The sequence below is a fragment of the Rhodococcus sp. KB6 genome (genome assembly GCF_001445685.1).
Taxonomy (GTDB): Bacteria; Actinomycetota; Actinomycetes; order Mycobacteriales; family Mycobacteriaceae; genus Rhodococcus_F; species Rhodococcus_F qingshengii.
In genome coordinates, this window is sequence record NZ_LNAK01000141.1 from 24512 (window position 1) to 42200 (window position 17689).

Sequence of the window (17689 nt, forward strand, 5' to 3'; positions counted from 1 at the left end):
CACGAAGGTGACTACACGAGAAGACGGTAGGGCGGACGACGAGCTCCGCACGGTCAAGATCACCCGCGGGTTCACCAGTCACCCGGCCGGATCCGTTCTGGTCGAGTTCGGGAACACTCGCGTCATGTGCACGGCCAGCGTCGAAGAGGGTGTACCCCGCTGGCGCAAGGGCTCCGGCTTGGGTTGGCTGACAGCCGAATACGCGATGCTTCCCGCCGCCACGCACACACGCAGTGGCCGCGAATCGGTCAAGGGCAAGGTCGGCGGCCGCACGCAGGAGATCAGTCGACTCATCGGCCGATCACTTCGAGCGTGCATCGATCTCGCGGCAATCGGTGAGAACACCATCGCCCTCGACTGTGATGTCCTCCAAGCCGACGGCGGCACCCGCACCGCGGCAGTGACGGGGGCATACGTAGCCCTGGTCGACGCCGTGACGTACCTGCGCGCAGCCGACCTGCTCTCCGACCCGCAGCCCATCTCGTGTGGCATAGCGGCCGTCAGCGTCGGCGTCGTGGACGGACGAGTGCGCCTCGATCTTCCGTACGAAGAGGATTCGCGCGCCGAGGTCGACATGAATGTCGTGGCCACCGATACCGGCACGCTGGTGGAAATCCAGGGAACCGGTGAGGGCGCCACGTTCCCACGCTCGACGCTGGACAAGCTGCTCGACTCCGCTCTGGCTGGTTGTGAGCAACTTTTCGAGATCCAGCGTCAAGCGCTGGCCGAGCCGTATCCCGGGGTGCTACCCGAACCGAAGAATCCGGAACCCAAGAAGAAGTTCGGTGCCTGAGCTGTGAGCGTACGAGTACTGGTTGCCAGCCGAAATGCCAAGAAGCTGAAGGAACTTCACCGGGTGCTCGACGCCGCTGGAGTGAACGGAATCGAACTGGTCGGGCTCGACGAGGTCCCGCCGTTCCCCGAAGCCCCCGAGACCGGAGCGACGTTCGAGGAGAATGCGCTCGCCAAAGCGCGTGACGGAGCAGCTGCAACCGGAATGCCTTGCATCGCAGACGATTCCGGTGTCGAGATCGACGCACTCAACGGTATGCCCGGTGTGCTGTCCGCGCGATGGTCGGGCACTCACGGAAACGACGGCGCCAACACGGCTCTGGTCCTGGCTCAGCTGGGAGACGTGCCGGACGAGCGTCGAGGCGCGGCATTCGTCTCCGCCTGTGCACTGGTGATCCCCGGCGGCGACGAGACCGTCGTGCGCGGCGAATGGCGCGGGGTGATCGGCCGCGAACCAGCCGGCGACGGCGGCTTCGGATACGACCCCATCTTCCGTCCGGACGGCGACACCCGCTCGGCCGCAGAACTCACCCCGGCCGAGAAGGATGCGGCGTCACATCGAGGGCGCGCGCTCGTACAGCTCGTTCCCGCGCTGGCGGCACTGGCCGGCTGAACCGAATCCGAAAAGTAGAGCCCTGAACGCGTCTGCGTTCAGGGCTCCACTTTTTGAAACTCTCAGAGCTGGTAAGCCTGCTTCACCTGGGCAGTTCGCTTGTGCTCGAACACGAACGACAGGAACGGGATCGTGCCGGCGAGCGCGGTGGCAACCGTCGTACCGGGCTTCCACCGGGCCTTGATCGCCAAGTCGATCGTGAACACGAGATAGAGCATGTAGAACAGGCCGTGGATCTGGCCGATGTAGAACAACCACGACGGTGCGTCCGCCGAATTGTCGAGAATCAGGTACTTGTAGACCATCTCACCGGTCAGGAACAGCAGCCAGAGGCCGGTGATCCAGGCGAGAACGCGGTATCGGACCAGCGCCGACGCAACCTTCTTCTGCTTTTCTGCGTTGACTGCGGGGGTAGCGATGCTCGCTTCCGAACCGGTACTCACGTCGTGCTCCTATCGGACTCGCGAGCGGCGAGCTGCGCAAGGTAGTCGTTGTATTCCAGCATTTGGCGGGCTTCAGGGTCGTCGACGTCGAGGTTCACATCGTCGAACTCGGCCCGCGGGCGTTGCGGCAAGAGGTCGGCGGGAATCTCACGCGGCTCCGCGGCGGTTTCCTCGGCTTCGGCCTCTTCGGGGTCCACGTCTTCGAGCTGAACGAACTTGCGATACGCGTACACGACAAACGCCGCGAACAGCGGCCACTGGAACGCGTACCCGAGATTCTGTCCCGAGCCTCCGACGGCTTCGAAGCGCTCCCACTGCCACCAGCCGAGCGCGAGGCAGCCGGCAGCTGACACGATGACCAGCAGAATCAGCGCAGGTCGGCGTTTAGTAGCGTTCTTGGACACACTAAGACGGTACCTGAGAGCTATAGTGCCTCGCCCTGCGATCTCCGACACGGTGTCGTAGGAGCCGTGCCACGGCGTGTCGTAGGAGCCGTGCCACGGCGTGTCGTAGAAGCCGTCCCGCAGCACCTGTGCGCTATGCCCATCCTCACCCGCAACGCCAGGGCACTGAACACATTCTCCCGGCTGTGCTGCATCGATAACCTCGGCGCGTATCCGAAAGCAGGGGAGTGTTTCATGCACATCAGAGTGATTCGCCCGGTCATCGACACCACACTGACTCCGGCGGTGACAGCCGAGGTGGAGCACTGGGCGGCGCCCGGTACGACGGTCGACGTCGTGTCACTGCTCTCTGGCACGGCGAGCATCGAGTCCGAGTACGACGAGGCACTTGCCGGCCCCGGGATCGTGCAGCGGGTCGAGGAGGCGGCAGCCGACGGCGTCGACGGTGTGTTCATCACGTGTTTCGCCGATCCCGGAGTGCATGCCGCCCGAGAGATCATCGACGCTCCGGTGGTCGGCGGCTTCGAGCCGTCATTTCTGACAGCGATGAGTCTGGGCGATCGCGTCGGTGTCGTGACCATCCTGCCGAATGTCGTGCCGATGCTCCGATCGCTCACTCGGCGGTATGGGCTGGACAATCGGCTGGGCAGTATTCGAGTCGTGGACATGCCGGTGCTGGGCCTCACCGATCGGGAGGAACTGATCGATCGACTGGCCGCTCAGGCGTCTGCGGCAGTGGAGAACGGCGAGGCCGACACCGTCGTTCTCGGTTGCACCGGGATGCTCGGTGTGACCAGTGCGGTCCGAGACAGGCTGCATGGCAAAGGGATTCACGTTCCGGTTGTGGATCCGACGGCCTCGGCGATCACCTGGTTGGAGAGCTCGGTCCGTCTGGGGCTGACACCGAGTCGGACGACGTACATGACTCCACCGGTCAAGGATCGAAAGCGCTGACCTTGCTCACGAGAACCGAAAAAGCCCCGCCGGATCAGATCCGGCGGGGCTCTTCGTTGTGCGCGAGGGGGGACTTGAACCCCCACGTCCTGAGACACTGGAACCTAAATCCAGCGCGTCTGCCAATTCCGCCACTCGCGCGCGGAATTCAAAGGATACGCGAGTGGAATCGCTCGCGGGCACACCACCCTGGTCGGGATGCGCCCGCCCGCTCTCAGGCCGTTTCGGCGAGTGGATCCGCTGCGGGCGGCATGGTGGATTTCTTCGACCGGCGAGGTTGCTCGGCCGTGCGTTGATACCGCCACGCAGCGTGGGTGAGCGTTTGAACATCGACATCGAGATGTTCGGCAACCGCAACGAGCAACTCGGCTGCGTCGGTGCTCGACAACAATTCCTCACCACTGCTTGCTTCGGTGGCGAACCGTGCAAGTAGATCTATCGAAGTTACCGTCAACTTCCCGGACAGGAACACCAGCGTCTCGAAGGTCCTGGGGCCGAGCCCCGGAACGGAGACAACTGCCGAACGGAGGCTTTCGGTGTCCTCGACGTCGGCACTGGACCTGCAACCGGATTCGACGAGCGCCTTGGCCGCACGAGCCGCACCCTCGGCTTTGGTGAAGTAGTTGCCCGGCACGCGCTGGCGATTGCCGAGAATCGTTGCGAGCTCGTCGCCACGGTCGGTGAAGGCGGCGAGAGCGGACAAGCTGTCGAGGCGATCGTCGGCGGCTACCGAGCGGTGTGTGCGCCAACGGTCGACGACGGCGCGGACTCCGGTCTTCGGTGTTCCGTAGGCGGCGCGCGACGAGAAGATCGCGTCGAGAAGGGCGGATTCGGACTCGCGCGGCCATCCCTGATTCCAATGCGGCCACGCCTCGCGCGGAAGCTCGGCGCCGATGAATTCGGCCGCTCTGACTACGTCTGTGTCTTTCATGATTTCTCCCCCCGAGAAGTTGTCCGGTGTGGACGCGCTGAACGTAGCGAGGGGGTCCGACAGATTGTGGCCCGGAACGCACGGGATCGACCGTCCGTCAAGGAGGTCACGAATTGGTAACAATAAATATGAGGGGTTCCTCAGGTTTCTGAAAATCCCGGTAACAGTCCCAGGCAGGGCGTTCGCGACCTACTCGCGAGTCACTTTCTCGAAGTCTCGTGAGGAAGATCACGGCCCCGAAAGTCCAGATTTCCAGGGTGCCGACAAACGTGAGGAAATCCTCATGATTCTGTGTAAACCTTGTCTTGCACGAACGCCCTGACTCCGTCGATTCTCTCGACGAATTCGCGAGCACTTCAGCCGGGCAGCACACCGCAAATCCCACCTCGCCGCAGAGGTGACCAGGAGAGGACGTACGCGTGACGATCGATGACACGACACCTACAGGAAACGGACGCGACTCGAAGGGTGGACGCCGTTTCGGCGTCGATGGGGGACAGTCCCGCACGACCAGCAAAGGTGCCCTCGTCGATTCGCTGAACAACGGCGTTTCCTACGCAATCGCTTTCGGTGGACAGGGCGCTCCCTGGCTCACCTCGCTCGAGGAGCTCAGCCGTGACAACGGCCTGGAGCCCGTTCTGACCGATCTGGTCAACGACGCAGCCGCACGCCTCGCGCCCGTCGCACAGGATCTCCTCGTGGTTCGCCCGGTCGGATTCGATCCGATCGCGTGGATGCTCGAAGCCGAGATCGTCGACGAAGAAGAAGGTGAGAAGTCGGCCGGGCCTTCCGCTGCCGCGCTCACCGCAGCTCCGGTGTCACTCCCCGGCGTCTTCCTCACGCAGCTTGCGGCGTTGCGTGCACTCTCCGCTCAGGGTCTGGATGTAGCCGGTAACCCGCCGGCTGCCGTCATCGGCCACTCGCAGGGCCTTCTGGCCACGGCTGCCGTAGCCGCGCAGGGCAATGACGACGGTGAACTCCTCGCCGTCGCACAGCTCGTCGGTGCTGCTGCCAGCTTGGTCGGCCGTCGCCGCGGCGTCATCGCCGGCGCCTCCGCGAAGCCGATGGTTGCGGTCTCGGGCGTCGATCCCGAGCGTCTCGCCGCCATCGTCGCCGAGCTTGCCGAGGGTGTGGCGCCTGAGCGCGCGGCTGTCCTCGCCATCCGCAACGGCCGTCGCCGCGTCGTTCTCGCCGGGCCGCCCGCTCAGCTGGCACGCGTGCAAGAGCGTTGTGAACAGATCGAAGCCGAGGAAGCCCGCGAGCGTGAGGGTAAGAAGCGTGGCGGTTCCGTCTTCGCGCCGTCCTTCGATCCGCTCGACACCGAAATCGGCTTCCATCACCCCGCATTGACCGAGGCCGTCGAACTCGTCGGCAGCTGGGCGACCCGTTGCGGTCTCGACGCGGACCGTGCGCGCGAACTTGCGCAGGGTGTCCTCGTCGATCCGGTCGACTGGGTCGAGGCTGTCGACGGCGCAATCTCCGCCGGCGCCAAGTGGATTCTCGATCTCGGACCCAGCGATCAGCTGACCCGTATGACGTCCTCTTCGCTGCGTGGACAGGGCATCGGCATCATTGCCGCAGCCACCCGCGGCGGACACCGCAATCTGCTCACCCCCGGTGCAGCACCTGAGGTCTCACGTTCGTGGTCCGAGTTCGCGCCGAAGCCCGTTGCGCTTCCCGGCGGCCGTATCGGCGTCGAGACCGCGTTCACGAAGCTGACCGGTCGTTCACCCATCCTGCTAGCAGGTATGACGCCGACGACGGTCGACGCCAAGATCGTTGCCGCGGCAGCCAATGCCGGTCACTGGGCCGAGCTTGCCGGTGGCGGGCAGGTCACCGAAGAAATCTTCGAAGACCGTGTCGCAGAGCTGAAGATGCTGCTCGAGCCGGGCCGCGCGGTCCAGTTCAACTCCCTGTTCCTCGACCCGTACCTGTGGAAGCTGCAACTCGGTGGCAAGCGCCTCGTGCAGCGTGCCCGTACCGCCGGTGCTCCCATCGACGGCGTCATCGTCACCGCCGGTATCCCGGAACTCGAAGAGGCTGTTGCTCTCATCGACGAGTTGTCCGAGATCGGCATCACCAACATTGCATTCAAGCCCGGCACCGTGGCGCAGATCCGCTCCGTGATCCGCATCGCCAACGAGGTTCCGAACTTCCCGGTCATCGTCCACATCGAAGGCGGCCGCGCCGGCGGACACCACTCGTGGGAAGACCTCGACGACCTGCTCCTCGACACGTACGCCGAGCTGCGTACACGCCCGAACCTGGTCATCTGCGTCGGTGGCGGCATCGGAACACCCGAGCGCGCAGCCGATTACCTGACCGGTCGCTGGTCCGCCGCAGCCGGTTTCCCGGCCATGCCCGTCGACGGCATCCTGGTCGGCACCGCAGCCATGGCGACTCTCGAGGCCACCACCTCTCCCGAGGTCAAGCAGCTCCTCGTCGACACACCCGGTACGCCGGACTGGGTCGGTGCAGGTACCGCTGAAGGCGGAATGGCCTCCGGCCGTAGCCAGCTCGGTGCCGACATCCACGAGATCGACAACGCGGCTTCGCGTACCGGGCGCCTCCTCGACGAGGTTGCCGGCGATTCCGAGGCAGTGGCCGAGCGCCGCGACGAGATCATCGCCGCCCTCGACGTCACCGCCAAGCCGTACTTCGGCGACGTCGAGACCATGACGTACGCACAGTGGCTGCGCCGCTACCTCGAGCTGACCGTCGGCATCGACGCGGCGAAGGAATTCGACTGCGGCGCCGATCTTCAGGACGCCATCGTCGAGGCGACGTCGAGCCCGTGGCTCGACATCACCTGGCGTGCTCGCTTCGGCGAGATGCTCCAGCGCACCGAGGCGCGTCTGCACCCGGTCGACCGCGGCCCGATCCCCACGCTGTTCGCTGACGCCGAGACCCTCGAGCGCCCCGAGGCTGCAATCTGCGCACTGCAGGCGTCGTACCCGGACTACTCGACCACCGTTCTGCATCCCGCAGACGTCTCGTTCTTCATCTCGTTGTGCAAGACGCCGGGCAAGCCGGTCAACTTCGTTCCCGTCGTCGACGGTGACGTGCGTCGTTGGTGGCGCAGCGACTCCCTGTGGCAGGCACACGACCCCCGCTACACCGCCGATCAGGTTTGCGTCATCCCCGGCACCGTTGCCGTCGCCGGCATCACCCGTGTCGACGAGCCGGTCGGTGACCTGCTCGATCGCTTCGAGAAGGCGACCTACGACGAATTGGTTGCTGCCGGAACCACTCCGGTTGCACTCGCGAGCCGTCGCCACCAGGATTCCGCACCCGGACTTCTCGACGCCGTTCTCTCGGCTCCTGACCTCCAGTGGGCCGGCCGCCTGACCCAGAACCCCGTCCGTCGTCTCGGCGACCTCGACGAGTGGAGTGCAGAGTCTGCCGACAAGGCAGTTCACGGCACCACCGGTTCCAGTCTGACCGTCGTCGATTCCTCGCACGTGCTGCTTTCGGTTCCGTTGGTGGCAGGCAAGTCGGTCGACATCACGATCACGATCCCCGAGTCCGTCGTCGACGGCGGCGCTCCGGTTGTCACCGAAGCCGATGCCGAAGGTGCGATGTCCGCGCTCCTGGCAGTTGCTGCCGGACAGGAACTTCCGACAGTCAAGAACGGCAAGGCTCGCCTCAACGTCGCGTGGGTTCCCGATCGCATCGCCGATCACGCCGGTGTCACCGGTTCGGGTCTGCCCGCCACGCTCAGTGTCAGCGGCAAGGCTGTTCCGGACGTCGTCGTCGGAGCATGCTGGCCTGCAGTGTTCGCAGTCCTCGGCGCAGCCAAGCTCGACAGTCTTTCCGTTATCGAAGGCATGCTCGACCTGGTCCACCTCGACCACACCGTCGACTTCGTCGGTGAACTTCCCTCCGAGACAAGCATTCTCGTGGTCAATGCCGAGGTCGCCTCGGTTCTCGACACCGACCTCGGTCGTGTCGTCGAGGTCAAGGTCGAGGTCGGTGCCATGCTCGGCGAGGGCCTCGACGCCCCCGCAGTCGTCACCATGACCGAGCGTTTCGCGATCCGCGGACGCACCGGTGCAGGCGAACTCGCCGACCCGGCTCGCGCCGGTGGATCGATCAGCGATGCGGCTGTCGACACCTCGCGTCGTCGTCGCCGTGACGCGAAGATCCTCGCTCCGGTCAGCATGGGCGCGTTCGCTCAGGTTTCCGGTGACCACAACCCGATTCACACCTCCGACAACGCCGCTCTGCTGGCCGGCCTCGGAACGCCGATCGTGCACGGCATGTGGCTCTCCGCCGCAGCGCAGCAGGTAGTCACCGCAGTCGACCCGGCCGAGACCCGCGTCCCGCCGCGCCGCCTGACCGCCTGGACAGCTCGCTTCCTCGGGATGGTTCGACCCGGCGCCGAGATCGACGTCCGTGTCGATCGTGTCGGTATCGACCAGGGCGCGGAAATCGTCGAGGTCGGCTGCCGCATCGACGGTGAACTGGTCATGGTCGCCACCGGCCGCACCGCCGCGCCGAAGACCGTCTACGCCTTCCCCGGCCAGGGCATTCAGCGCCCGGGCATGGGCCTCGACGCTCGCGCACGCTCCAAGGCCGCCCGCGACGTCTGGGAGCGCGCGGACAAGCACACTCGTAAGGCACTCGGATTCTCGATTCTCGCTGTCGTGCGCGACAACCCGGTGACCGTCAAGGCCCGTGGTGTCGAGCACAGGCATCCCGACGGTGTCTTGCACCTGACTCAGTTCACCCAGGTGGCCATGGCCGTTCTCGGTGTTGCCCAGGTTGCCGAGCTGCGCGAATCCGGAACCTTCATCGAGGATTCCCTTCTGGCCGGTCACTCGGTCGGTGAGTACAACGCACTCGCCGCTGTCGCCGAGGTTTTCCCGCTCGAAGCACTTCTCGAGGTCGTCTTCCAGCGTGGCTCCGCCATGCACCAGCTCGTTCCCCGTGACGAAGCCGGACGCTCCGACTACCGCATGGCCGCTATCCGCCCGTCGCAGATCGGTGTTTCCGACGACGACGTGCAGGGCTTCGTCGCCGGTGTCGCCGAGACCTCCGGTGAGTTCCTCGAAATCGTCAACCTGAACCTGCGCGGCAGCCAGTACGCCATTGCCGGTTCGGTAGCCGGTCTCGACGCACTCGAGGTCGAAATCGATCGTCGCCGAGCAGAATTCGGTGGCAAGCGGGCATACATCCAGGTTCCCGGCATCGACGTGCCGTTCCACTCCACCGTCCTTCGCGGTGGCGTGGCGGACTTCCGCGTGTGCCTGCAGGACTTGCTCCCGCACGACATCGATCCGGACATCCTGATCGGCCGCTACATCCCGAACCTGGTTCCGAAGCCGTTCTCGCTGCGTCGTGACTTCGTTCAGGAAATCGCCGACCTGGTGCCGTCCGAGCCGCTGCAGGAAGTCCTCGCAGACTTCGACAGCTACGCAACGCGCACTCACGAGTTGTCCCGCATCATCCTGATCGAGCTGCTGGCTTGGCAGTTCGCCAGCCCGGTCCGTTGGATCGAGACGCAGGACCTGCTCTTCGGTGACGAGTCCGAAGGTGGACTCGGGGTCGAACGCTTCGTCGAGATCGGTCTCGGCGCTGCCCCGACCGTTGCAAACCTCGCGTCGCAGACCCTCAAGCTGCCGGGCCGCTTCGGCTACCCGGTCGAGGTTCTCAACGTCGAGCGCGAAGCCGCGATCGTCTACGGCACCGACGTCGACCCCGCTGTCGATGACGACGACGAGATCGAAGCGCCTGCCGCGCAGGCTGCTCCGGCCGCCGCGGCCGCTGCTCCGGTTGCCGCTGCCGCGCCGGCTGCACCTTCGGGTGGACCGCGTCCGGACGACCTCACCTTCAAGGCGCCCGACGCCACGAAGGTCCTGATCAGCCTGTGGACCAAGCTCCGTCCCGATCAGGTCGGCCCCGCGGACACGATCGAGGCACTGTGCGACGGCGTTTCCTCGCGTCGCAACCAGCTTCTGGTCGACCTCGGCTCCGAGCTCTCCCTCGGTGCCATCGACGGGGCCGCAGACGCCGACATGGGCTCCCTGGGGGCAACCGTCGACAAGCTCGCCCGTACGTACAAGCCGTTCGGACCGGTGCTCTCCGATTCGATCAACGATCACCTGCGTAAGGTCTTCGGCCCCTCGGGCAAGCGTCCCGGCTACATCGCCGACCGCGTCAAGAAGGTCTGGGAACTGGGCGACGGCTGGGCACACCACGTCACCGCAGCAGTGGCTCTCGGTACCCGTGACGGCGCCAGCATCCGCGGCGGCGACCTCGGTGGCCTGAGCTCCGGCGCACTGGCCGACGCGGCAGCAGTGGACGCAGTCATCGACAGCGCAGTTGCCTCGGTCGGGTCTGCTCGTGGAGTCAGCGTCTCGTTGCCCGCTACCGGCGGCGGAAGCGGCGGAACTGTCGACGCAGCTGCTCTGGGTGAGTTCACCGAGAACATCACCGGTCGCAACGGCGTTCTGGCCTCGGCCGCACGCCTGGTACTTGAGCAGCTCGGACTGAACGAAGAAACGGCAGTCGCGACGGTCGAGGACACCGAACTGGTCGACCTGGTCTCGGCTGAACTCGGCTCCGACTGGCCGCGTCTGGTTGCTCCGGCATTCGACGCGCAGAAGGCCGTTCTGCTCGACGACCGCTGGGCAAGTGCGCGTGAGGATCTCGCTCGCATTTGGCTCGGTGACACCGCGTTGTCGGTCGAGAACTTCATCGGTGCCGGCTCCACCGTCGCCGCACAGGCGAAGTGGTGGGCCACCCGTGCGACCGACGAAGGCCGCACCGCACTCGCCGAGGTCTACACCCGCATCGCTGATGCGGCTGCTGCGGCAGAATCCGACGCACCCGAGTGGGCAGGCGAGGTCGCAGTAGTGACGGGCGCCAGCAAGGGTTCCATCGCGGCAGCGGTCACGGGCAAGCTCCTTGCCGGTGGCGCAACGGTATTCGTGACCACCTCGCGACTCGACGGTCAGCGTCTCGGCTTCTACCGCGACCTGTACCGCGAGAATGCTCGCGCCGGTGCCGCCCTCTGGGTGGTTCCCGCGAACATGGCGTCGTACACCGACGTCGACGCGCTGATCGACTGGATCGGCAACGAGGCCACCGAAAACGCGGGCGGCGCAAAGAAGCTCATCAAGCCGGCCATGACGCCGACGATGCTCTTCCCGTTCGCAGCTCCCCGTGTCGGCGGTGAACTTTCCGACGCCGGCGCTCGCGCCGAAATGGAAATGCGCGTGTTGCTCTGGTCGGTGGAGCGCCTCATCGGCGGTCTCTCGAAGATCGGTTACGACAGCGACGTCGACACGCACCTGCACGTGGTGCTGCCCGGTTCGCCGAACCGCGGAACATTTGGTGGTGACGGTGCTTACGGTGAGGCCAAGGCTTCGTTGATCGCCGTGGTGAACCGTTGGAAGGCCGAGCGCAACTGGGCCGAGCGGGTCACGTTGGCACACGCCGTCATCGGTTGGGTTCGCGGAACCGGACTCATGGGTCACAACGATCCGATCGTCGACGCAGTCGAAGCTGCGGGCGTCCGCACCTGGTCCACCCAGGAGATGGCGACCCAGCTACTGAAGACGGCAACGCGTGAGTCGCGTCGCGCTGCTGCAGAGGCTCCGCTCGAGGTCGACCTGACCGGTGGGCTCGCCGAGGCGAACCTCGACCTCGCCGCACTGGCCAAGGAAGCTGCCGAGGTGGCCGAGATCGCCGAGGCCGTCGACGAAGCAGTGGACGAGTCCAGCATCCTGGCGCTGCCCGCGCCGGCTCGCATCGACGACTCGGTCAAGGCTCCGAGCTGGCCCGAACTGGACGTCACCCCCGCGGACCTCGTGGTCATCGTGGGTGCCGGAGAGCTCGGACCCTACGGTTCCTCGCGTACCCGCTTCGAGATGGAGGTCGACGAGCAGCTCTCTGCCGCAGGCGTTCTCGAATTGGCGTGGAACACCGGACTCATCGTCTGGGAGAACGACCCCAAGCCGGGCTGGTACGACGTCGAATCCGGTGACCTGGTACCCGAGGCGGAAATCGCCGACAAGTACCACGACGCAGTCGTCGAGCGTTGCGGCATCCGTCGCTACGTCGACGAGGGCGCGATGATCGACAACACCGCTCCGCTGCTCACCTCCGTGTTCCTGGACAAGGATCTGAGCTTCGTGGTCGGCAGTGAGGCAGAGGCTCAGGCCTTCGTCGAATCCGATCCGGAGAACACGACGGCGACGGTTTCCGCCGAGTCCGGAGACTGGACGGTCACCCGCCGCGCAGGCACCGAGATCCGCGTTCCGCGCAAGATGAAGCTGACTCGTAGTGTGGGCGGTCAGATTCCGACCAACTTCGACGTCACCAAGTGGGGCATCCCCGCCGACATGGCAGATTCGGTCGACCGCGTCGGCCTCTGGAACATCGTCGCAACGGTGGACGCCTTCCTCACCGGCGGCTTCACTCCGAGCGAACTGCTCCGCTGGGTACACCCGAGCCTGGTCGCCAACACGCAGGGCACCGGCATGGGCGGCATGACCTCCATGAGGAGCCTGTACATCGACACGCTGCTCGGCGAGAACCGTCCGAACGACATCCTGCAGGAAGCGCTGCCAAACGTCATTGCAGCGCACGTCGTTCAGTCGTACGTCGGCGGTTACGGCGCGATGGTTCACCCCGTCGCCGCCTGCGCCACAGCAGCGGTATCCGTCGAAGAAGGCGTCGACAAGATCCGACTCGGCAAGGCGCAGTTGGTTGTTGCCGGCGGGTTCGACGATCTGAGCACGGAAGGCATCATCGGCTTCGGCGACATGTCGGCCACTGCCAAGACCGAGGACATGCATGCCAAGGGCATCGAGGATCGCCGCTTCTCGCGGGCCAACGATCGTCGCCGCGGCGGATTCGTCGAGTCGGCCGGTGGCGGAACGATTCTCCTCGCTCGCGGTGACCTGGCACTCGAGATGGGCCTTCCCGTCCTCGGTGTGGTCGCCTGGGCCGGATCGTTCGCCGACGGTGTCCACACCTCGATCCCGGCACCGGGACTCGGAGCACTGGGCGCCGGACGTGGGGGAGCGGATTCGCAGCTCGCACTCTCGCTCAACGCACTCGGCGTGAGCGCCGACGACATCGCCGTGATCTCCAAGCACGACACCTCCACTGCCGCCAACGATCCCAACGAGGCAGAGCTGCACGAGCGCCTCGCCGGGGCATTGGGACGCAGTGAAGGTGCGCCCATGTTCGTGGTCTCGCAGAAGAGCCTGACCGGTCACGCCAAGGGTGGTGCCGCAGCCTTCCAGCTGATCGGGCTCTGCCAGGTACTGAGCCAGGGCATCGTCCCGCCGAACCGCAGCCTCGACTGCGTCGACGACAAGATGGCCGAGTTCGAGCACCTCGTGTGGGCACGTCAGCCGCTCAAGTTCGGTGATCAGCTTCCGCTGCGTGCCGGCCTGCTGACCAGCCTCGGCTTCGGTCACGTCTCCGGCCTGATCGCAGTCGTGCACCCGCAGGCATTCGTCGAGTCGGTTCCGGCCGACAAGCGTGACGCCTATGTTGCTGCGGCCCAGCAGCGGACGATCGACGGTCAGCGTCGCCTCGCGAAGGCGATGTGCGGTGGCGACAGCCTCTACGAGCGCCCGGCGGATCGTCGCCTCGGTGCCGACGGAACGCCGGCCAAGGCGTCGCGTCAGCTCGAAGCGGACATGCTGCTGAGCGAGGACGCACGACTCGGCGCAGACCAGGTGTACCGCTCGAATCTGCCCGGCTGCAAGTAGTAGTCACGGTATGGGAGTTCTGGGTATCGGCTTCGACCTCGTGACGGTGTCGGAGTTCGCCGAGCAATTGAACAGGCCGGGAACGGCAATGCTCGACAACTTCACACCGGGCGAGCGTCGAGACGCCGCTACCCGGAGCTCCGAACCGGCGCGACATTTCGCCGCCCGGTGGGCTGCGAAGGAAGCAGTGATCAAGGCATGGTCAACTGCTCTCTTCGCCGGCCCACCGGTGCTGGGGGAAATGATCCACAATCAGATCGAGGTCGTCTCGGACGCCTGGGGGCGCCCCGGCATCCGGCTTCGCGGTGACGTGGCCAAACACCTGACCGGAGTGAAGATTCATATTTCGCTCACGCACGACGGGGACATGGCGGGCGCTTTCGCGGTCATCGAATCCGACCCGGAGTAGCACTGCCGGACACGAAAGAGCCGGTCTCCCAAGGGGAGACCGGCTCTTTGTCGTTCGACTAGTCCTTCGTGCGGGATTCCTTCTCGGCGACGAGGAGATACGCGATCATCAACCTTTTCAGTTCGGCGACGGCGTCGGCATGCGACTGACCGTCCTGAACCGAGAAATTGAGCATCGAATACACCACGTGGACAAGAACTTCCGCCATCATCAGGCGACGATCTCGCCGCGTACGAGGCGTCAACGGGCCGAGCATTTTCGCTACGGTCTCGGCGAACTGCTTTTCGTGAATGACTCCGGTTGCCCGCGTGGACGGCGTCGACTGCATCGCCAGCCAGACCTCGCGGCGCGACGGATCTGACGTCCACAGCCCGGCCATGTGATCGACGAAACTGTTCAGGAACCGCAACCAGTCGAGCGAGGGTACTTCGCCGCCGAACTGAGCAAGCTCGTGCTGGACCCCGACGAGGTCCTGGCGGTTCAATTCGCACACGATGACGTACTTGTTCGCGAAGAACTGGTAAAGCGTCCCAATCGGGACGTCAGCACGTGCCGCGACTTCTTCACAGGTGAACGATTCGAAACCGACATCGGTGAGGAGTTCCCGTGACGCAGCCAGGAGTGCGTCGAATTTACGCTGGCTGCGCTCTTGCGTCGGACGCTTGCGCGGCAGCAGTTCCTGCGGTTCTTCGAGGCTCTGGGGATTCTCCAGTGCTGGGTCGACTCGTCGCCGCGCGCGGTGACGAGTCGTGGGCTGCACGTCTTCCAGGCTATCGGTGTTTTCTGTCGAATTTGGGACTTGTGCATTATCCGGTGTCATCGGCCACCTACTTCGGCGGTCGTGATCGGTCGAAACGCACCGCGCAGGTGCGCGCACACGAGTCCCGATGCTGTTGCCACACCTCGATACTAGGTGACCAACTGTCCAGTAGCCGAAGAGGTTGCTGCGCGGTGTGGCGCAACGGCGATCCTGGCGCCTGCCTACGTCCGATTCGGGCAGACTGAGATTCTTCGGGCACACCGAGATTCGATGCCGAGGAGAGGGAGACGATGACGGAAGAACTGCGAACCGCGGTAGGTGAACTCATGCCGCGTGCCCGTGAGGATCTGAGTGCACTTGTGGCGATGAAGTCCGTTGCCGATGCACGGCAGTACCCGCCGGAAGAATGCGCGGCCGCTGCGCATTGGGTCCTGGAGGCATTCCGGACTCAGGGTTTCGCCGATATCGAGGCGATCGAGACCTCCGACGGTTCGGCCGCGGTTGTCGGGCGTCGACCAGGCCCGGGCGGTGCTCCGACCGTTCTGCTGTACTGCCACTACGACGTTCAGCCGCCCGGAAACGAAGAGCTCTGGGGCTCCCCGCCTTTCACGCTCACCGAGCGCGACGGACGGTGGTACGGACGGGGCGCTTCCGACTGCAAGGGCAACGTCGTCATGCATCTGACAGCTCTGCGAGCGCTCGCCGCAGCCGGTGTGGACCCGAGCGTCCACCTGACGCTCGTCGCCGAAGGATCCGAGGAGATGGGCACTGGCGGTCTCGAGGATCTGGTGCGAGAGCGGCCCGAACTTTTTGCAGCCGACATGATCCTGATCGCCGATACCGGCAACACCGAAGTCGGGGAGCCGACGATCACGACGTCATTGCGCGGGATCGCGAACGTTGTGGTCCACGTGTCGACGCTCGAGGGTGAGATTCACTCCGGTGTCTTCGGTGGACCGGCGCCCGATGCGATCACCGCGCTGGTGCACATACTCTCGACGCTGCACGACAGCGCCGGAAACACCACTGTCGAAGGCTTGACCAACGACCAGGAATGGGCGGGTGTCAGTTATGACGGCGATCAGTTCCGCTCCGACGCCGGGGTGCTCGAAGGGGTGCAGCTGACTGGTTCCGGTTCGGTCGCCGAGCAGGTGTGGGCTCGTCCGGCGCTGACCATCCTGGGTATCGACTGCCCGCCTGTCGTGGGTTCGGCGGCGGCGATCACGCCCCGCGCGTCGGCGCGCCTGAATCTTCGTGTCCCGCCTGGCACGGATCCGGCGCAGGCACAGAAGTTGTTGACGGACCACCTCCGCGCGGCGGCGCCGTGGGGCGTCCACATCGAGGTCGTTCCGGAATCGACGGGATCGCCGTTCTCGTCCTCGACGGAGGGTGCAGGTTTCGCGCAGCTGAAGTCCGCGCTCACCGATGCCTACGGCCGCGAAGTCGGATTTGCCGGCCAAGGGGGATCGATACCGCTGTGCAGTGCACTGGCCGAGCAGTTCCCCGACGCGGAGATCGCGTTGATCGGCGTCGAGGAACCGCAATGCCGCATTCATGCGCCCGACGAAAGCGTCGACCCGTCGGAGATCGAGAATCTCGCTTTCGCGGAGGCTCTGTTCTTGAGCCGGTACGGGAGTTAGACCGACAGATCGCGTCGTAGCTTGGCGACGTGACCGGTGGCCCGGACGTTGTACTGGGCCACCTCGATCTTGCCTTCCTCGTCGACGAGGAACGTCGAGCGGATGACGCCCTGGACGGTCTTGCCGTACATCTTCTTCTCACCGAACGCGCCCCAGGCTTCGAGCGTCGCCTTCTCGGGATCGGAGAGCAGCGGGAAGGTCAACTCTTCGGTATCGCGGAACTTCGCGAGTTTTGCGGGCTTGTCCGGCGAGATTCCGATGACTTCGAGGCCGGCGCCGTTCAGCTCGGCGAGGCTGTCACGGAAGTCGCAGGCCTGCTTGGTGCACCCCGGGGTGCTGGCCGCCGGGTAGAAGTACACGATGACCTTGCGGCCGCGGTAATCGTGAAGGGAAACCTCGTTGCCATCGGCGTCTGGGAGCGTGAAATCCGGCGCGACGTCGCCGGCGGACAATCTACTGTTCTCGGTCACGGGAATCGAGGTTAGTCGAGAAATTGCGCGGCAGGTGGGCGCGAGGGCATTCTGCTCCTCTACGGTAGAGCGAAGTGTCGGCGCGCTGCGTCCGCACAGCAGACCCGCACACAGAGCAGCAGAACACAGACAAGTTGGAGGACACGTGCCCAGGGACACCGAGAGCATCGAACGCGAGATCGAGAAGGCGCGTAACCAGCTCGCGAGCACACTCGACGAACTGACGGTCCGCACCAACCCGAAGCGGCTGGTCGAGAACACCAAGAAGACGGTGCTCGCCAAGCTCAACGAGCCGGCAGTGAAGTACGCGCTGATCGCAGTCGGTTCAGTGGTGGGAATACTCGTGGTCCGGAAGATCATTCGCTGACCCGAGTTGTCGAAGACAGAACATGAAGAAGGCCCCCACCTGGTGAGGTGGGGGCCTTCTTGCAAGTGCGCCCACAGGGACTCGAACCCCGGACCCAGTGATTAAGAGTCACTTGCTCTACCAACTGAGCTATAGGCGCTCGCTCTTGCGAGACAGAACATTAGCCGACAGGCTC

Annotated in this window: 12 protein-coding genes and 2 tRNA genes; 7 read left to right on the forward strand and 7 right to left on the reverse strand. The window is 65.1% G+C overall.

The genetic code is table 11. The features are described 5' to 3' along the window. Positions 1-7 precede the first annotated feature (7 nt). Together rph and rdgB are read left to right on the forward strand one after the other, a co-directional pair. A complete protein-coding gene (gene rph, locus ASU23_RS24350; RefSeq protein ID WP_003945332.1) occupies positions 8-793 on the forward strand; it encodes a ribonuclease PH in 786 nt (261 codons plus the stop codon). 3 nt (positions 794-796) lie between these two features. After that, the gene (rdgB, locus tag ASU23_RS24355) at positions 797-1405 is read left to right on the forward strand and encodes an RdgB/HAM1 family non-canonical purine NTP pyrophosphatase (RefSeq protein WP_019749148.1); all 609 of its coding nucleotides are present in this window, start codon (positions 797-799) and stop codon (positions 1403-1405) included. 62 nt (positions 1406-1467) lie between these two features. Here rdgB and ASU23_RS24360 read toward each other — a convergent pair whose 3' ends face one another. Further along, positions 1468-1848, reverse strand: a complete 381-nt coding sequence (locus tag ASU23_RS24360; RefSeq protein ID WP_003945334.1) for a DUF3817 domain-containing protein — start codon at positions 1846-1848, stop codon at positions 1468-1470. After that, positions 1845-2252, reverse strand: a complete 408-nt coding sequence (locus tag ASU23_RS24365; protein ID WP_058038886.1) for a hypothetical protein — start codon at positions 2250-2252, stop codon at positions 1845-1847. The genes ASU23_RS24360 and ASU23_RS24365 overlap by 4 nt, the downstream gene beginning before the upstream one ends. Before the next feature lie 234 nt (positions 2253-2486). Between ASU23_RS24365 and ASU23_RS24370 the strand changes: the two genes are divergently transcribed. Next, a complete protein-coding gene (locus ASU23_RS24370; RefSeq protein WP_030537908.1) occupies positions 2487-3206 on the forward strand; it encodes an aspartate/glutamate racemase family protein in 720 nt (239 codons plus the stop codon). A gap of 59 nt (positions 3207-3265) precedes the next feature. Here the strand turns inward: ASU23_RS24370 and ASU23_RS24375 are convergent. After that, a tRNA-Leu gene (locus tag ASU23_RS24375) sits at positions 3266-3347 on the reverse strand. Between the two features lie 73 nt (positions 3348-3420). Next, the gene (locus ASU23_RS24380; RefSeq protein ID WP_030537909.1) at positions 3421-4137 is read right to left on the reverse strand and encodes a hypothetical protein; all 717 of its coding nucleotides are present in this window, start codon (positions 4135-4137) and stop codon (positions 3421-3423) included. Positions 4138-4556: 419 nt separating this feature from the next. Between ASU23_RS24380 and ASU23_RS24385 the strand changes: the two genes are divergently transcribed. Both ASU23_RS24385 and ASU23_RS24390 read left to right on the forward strand, forming a co-directional pair. Next, on the forward strand, positions 4557-13868 hold the full coding sequence (locus ASU23_RS24385) for a type I polyketide synthase (RefSeq protein ID WP_058038872.1): 9312 nt from the start codon (positions 4557-4559) through the stop codon (positions 13866-13868). Between the two features lie 10 nt (positions 13869-13878). Further along, positions 13879-14277, forward strand: coding sequence for a holo-ACP synthase (locus ASU23_RS24390; RefSeq protein ID WP_003945362.1), 399 nt, complete (start codon positions 13879-13881; stop codon positions 14275-14277). Positions 14278-14335: 58 nt separating this feature from the next. Here ASU23_RS24390 and ASU23_RS24395 read toward each other — a convergent pair whose 3' ends face one another. After that, the gene (locus tag ASU23_RS24395) at positions 14336-15037 is read right to left on the reverse strand and encodes a TetR family transcriptional regulator (protein ID WP_003945379.1); all 702 of its coding nucleotides are present in this window, start codon (positions 15035-15037) and stop codon (positions 14336-14338) included. Between the two features lie 290 nt (positions 15038-15327). On the opposite strand from ASU23_RS24395, the gene ASU23_RS24400 reads away from it, so the two are divergent. Further along, positions 15328-16677 (forward strand): dipeptidase, encoded by a 1350-nt coding sequence (locus ASU23_RS24400; RefSeq protein WP_058038873.1) that lies wholly within the window; start codon positions 15328-15330, stop codon positions 16675-16677. Here ASU23_RS24400 and bcp read toward each other — a convergent pair. Further along, entirely contained in the window at positions 16674-17147 is a 474-nt protein-coding gene (gene bcp, locus ASU23_RS24405) for a thioredoxin-dependent thiol peroxidase (RefSeq protein WP_007733290.1), read from the reverse strand. The genes ASU23_RS24400 and bcp overlap by 4 nt on opposite strands. A 145-nt stretch (positions 17148-17292) precedes the next feature. Between bcp and ASU23_RS24410 the strand changes: the two genes are divergently transcribed. Then, on the forward strand, positions 17293-17514 hold the full coding sequence (locus tag ASU23_RS24410; RefSeq protein ID WP_007733292.1) for a DUF3618 domain-containing protein: 222 nt from the start codon (positions 17293-17295) through the stop codon (positions 17512-17514). Positions 17515-17580: 66 nt separating this feature from the next. On the opposite strand, the gene ASU23_RS24415 is transcribed toward ASU23_RS24410, so the two are convergent. After that, positions 17581-17653, reverse strand: a tRNA-Lys gene (locus ASU23_RS24415). Between the last annotated feature and the right edge of the window lie 36 nt (positions 17654-17689).

Bases quoted from the DNA above. Each gene is read 5' to 3' on its own strand.
- ASU23_RS24370 (WP_030537908.1), top strand. From the start codon at position 2,487: ATGCACATCAGAGTGATTCGCCCGGTCATCGACACCACACTGACTCCG.
- ASU23_RS24400 (WP_058038873.1), top strand. From the start codon at position 15,328: ATGACGGAAGAACTGCGAACCGCGGTAGGTGAACTCATGCCGCGTGCC.
- ASU23_RS24380 (WP_030537909.1), bottom strand. From the start codon at position 4,137: ATGAAAGACACAGACGTAGTCAGAGCGGCCGAATTCATCGGCGCCGAG.
- ASU23_RS24390 (WP_003945362.1), top strand. From the start codon at position 13,879: ATGGGAGTTCTGGGTATCGGCTTCGACCTCGTGACGGTGTCGGAGTTC.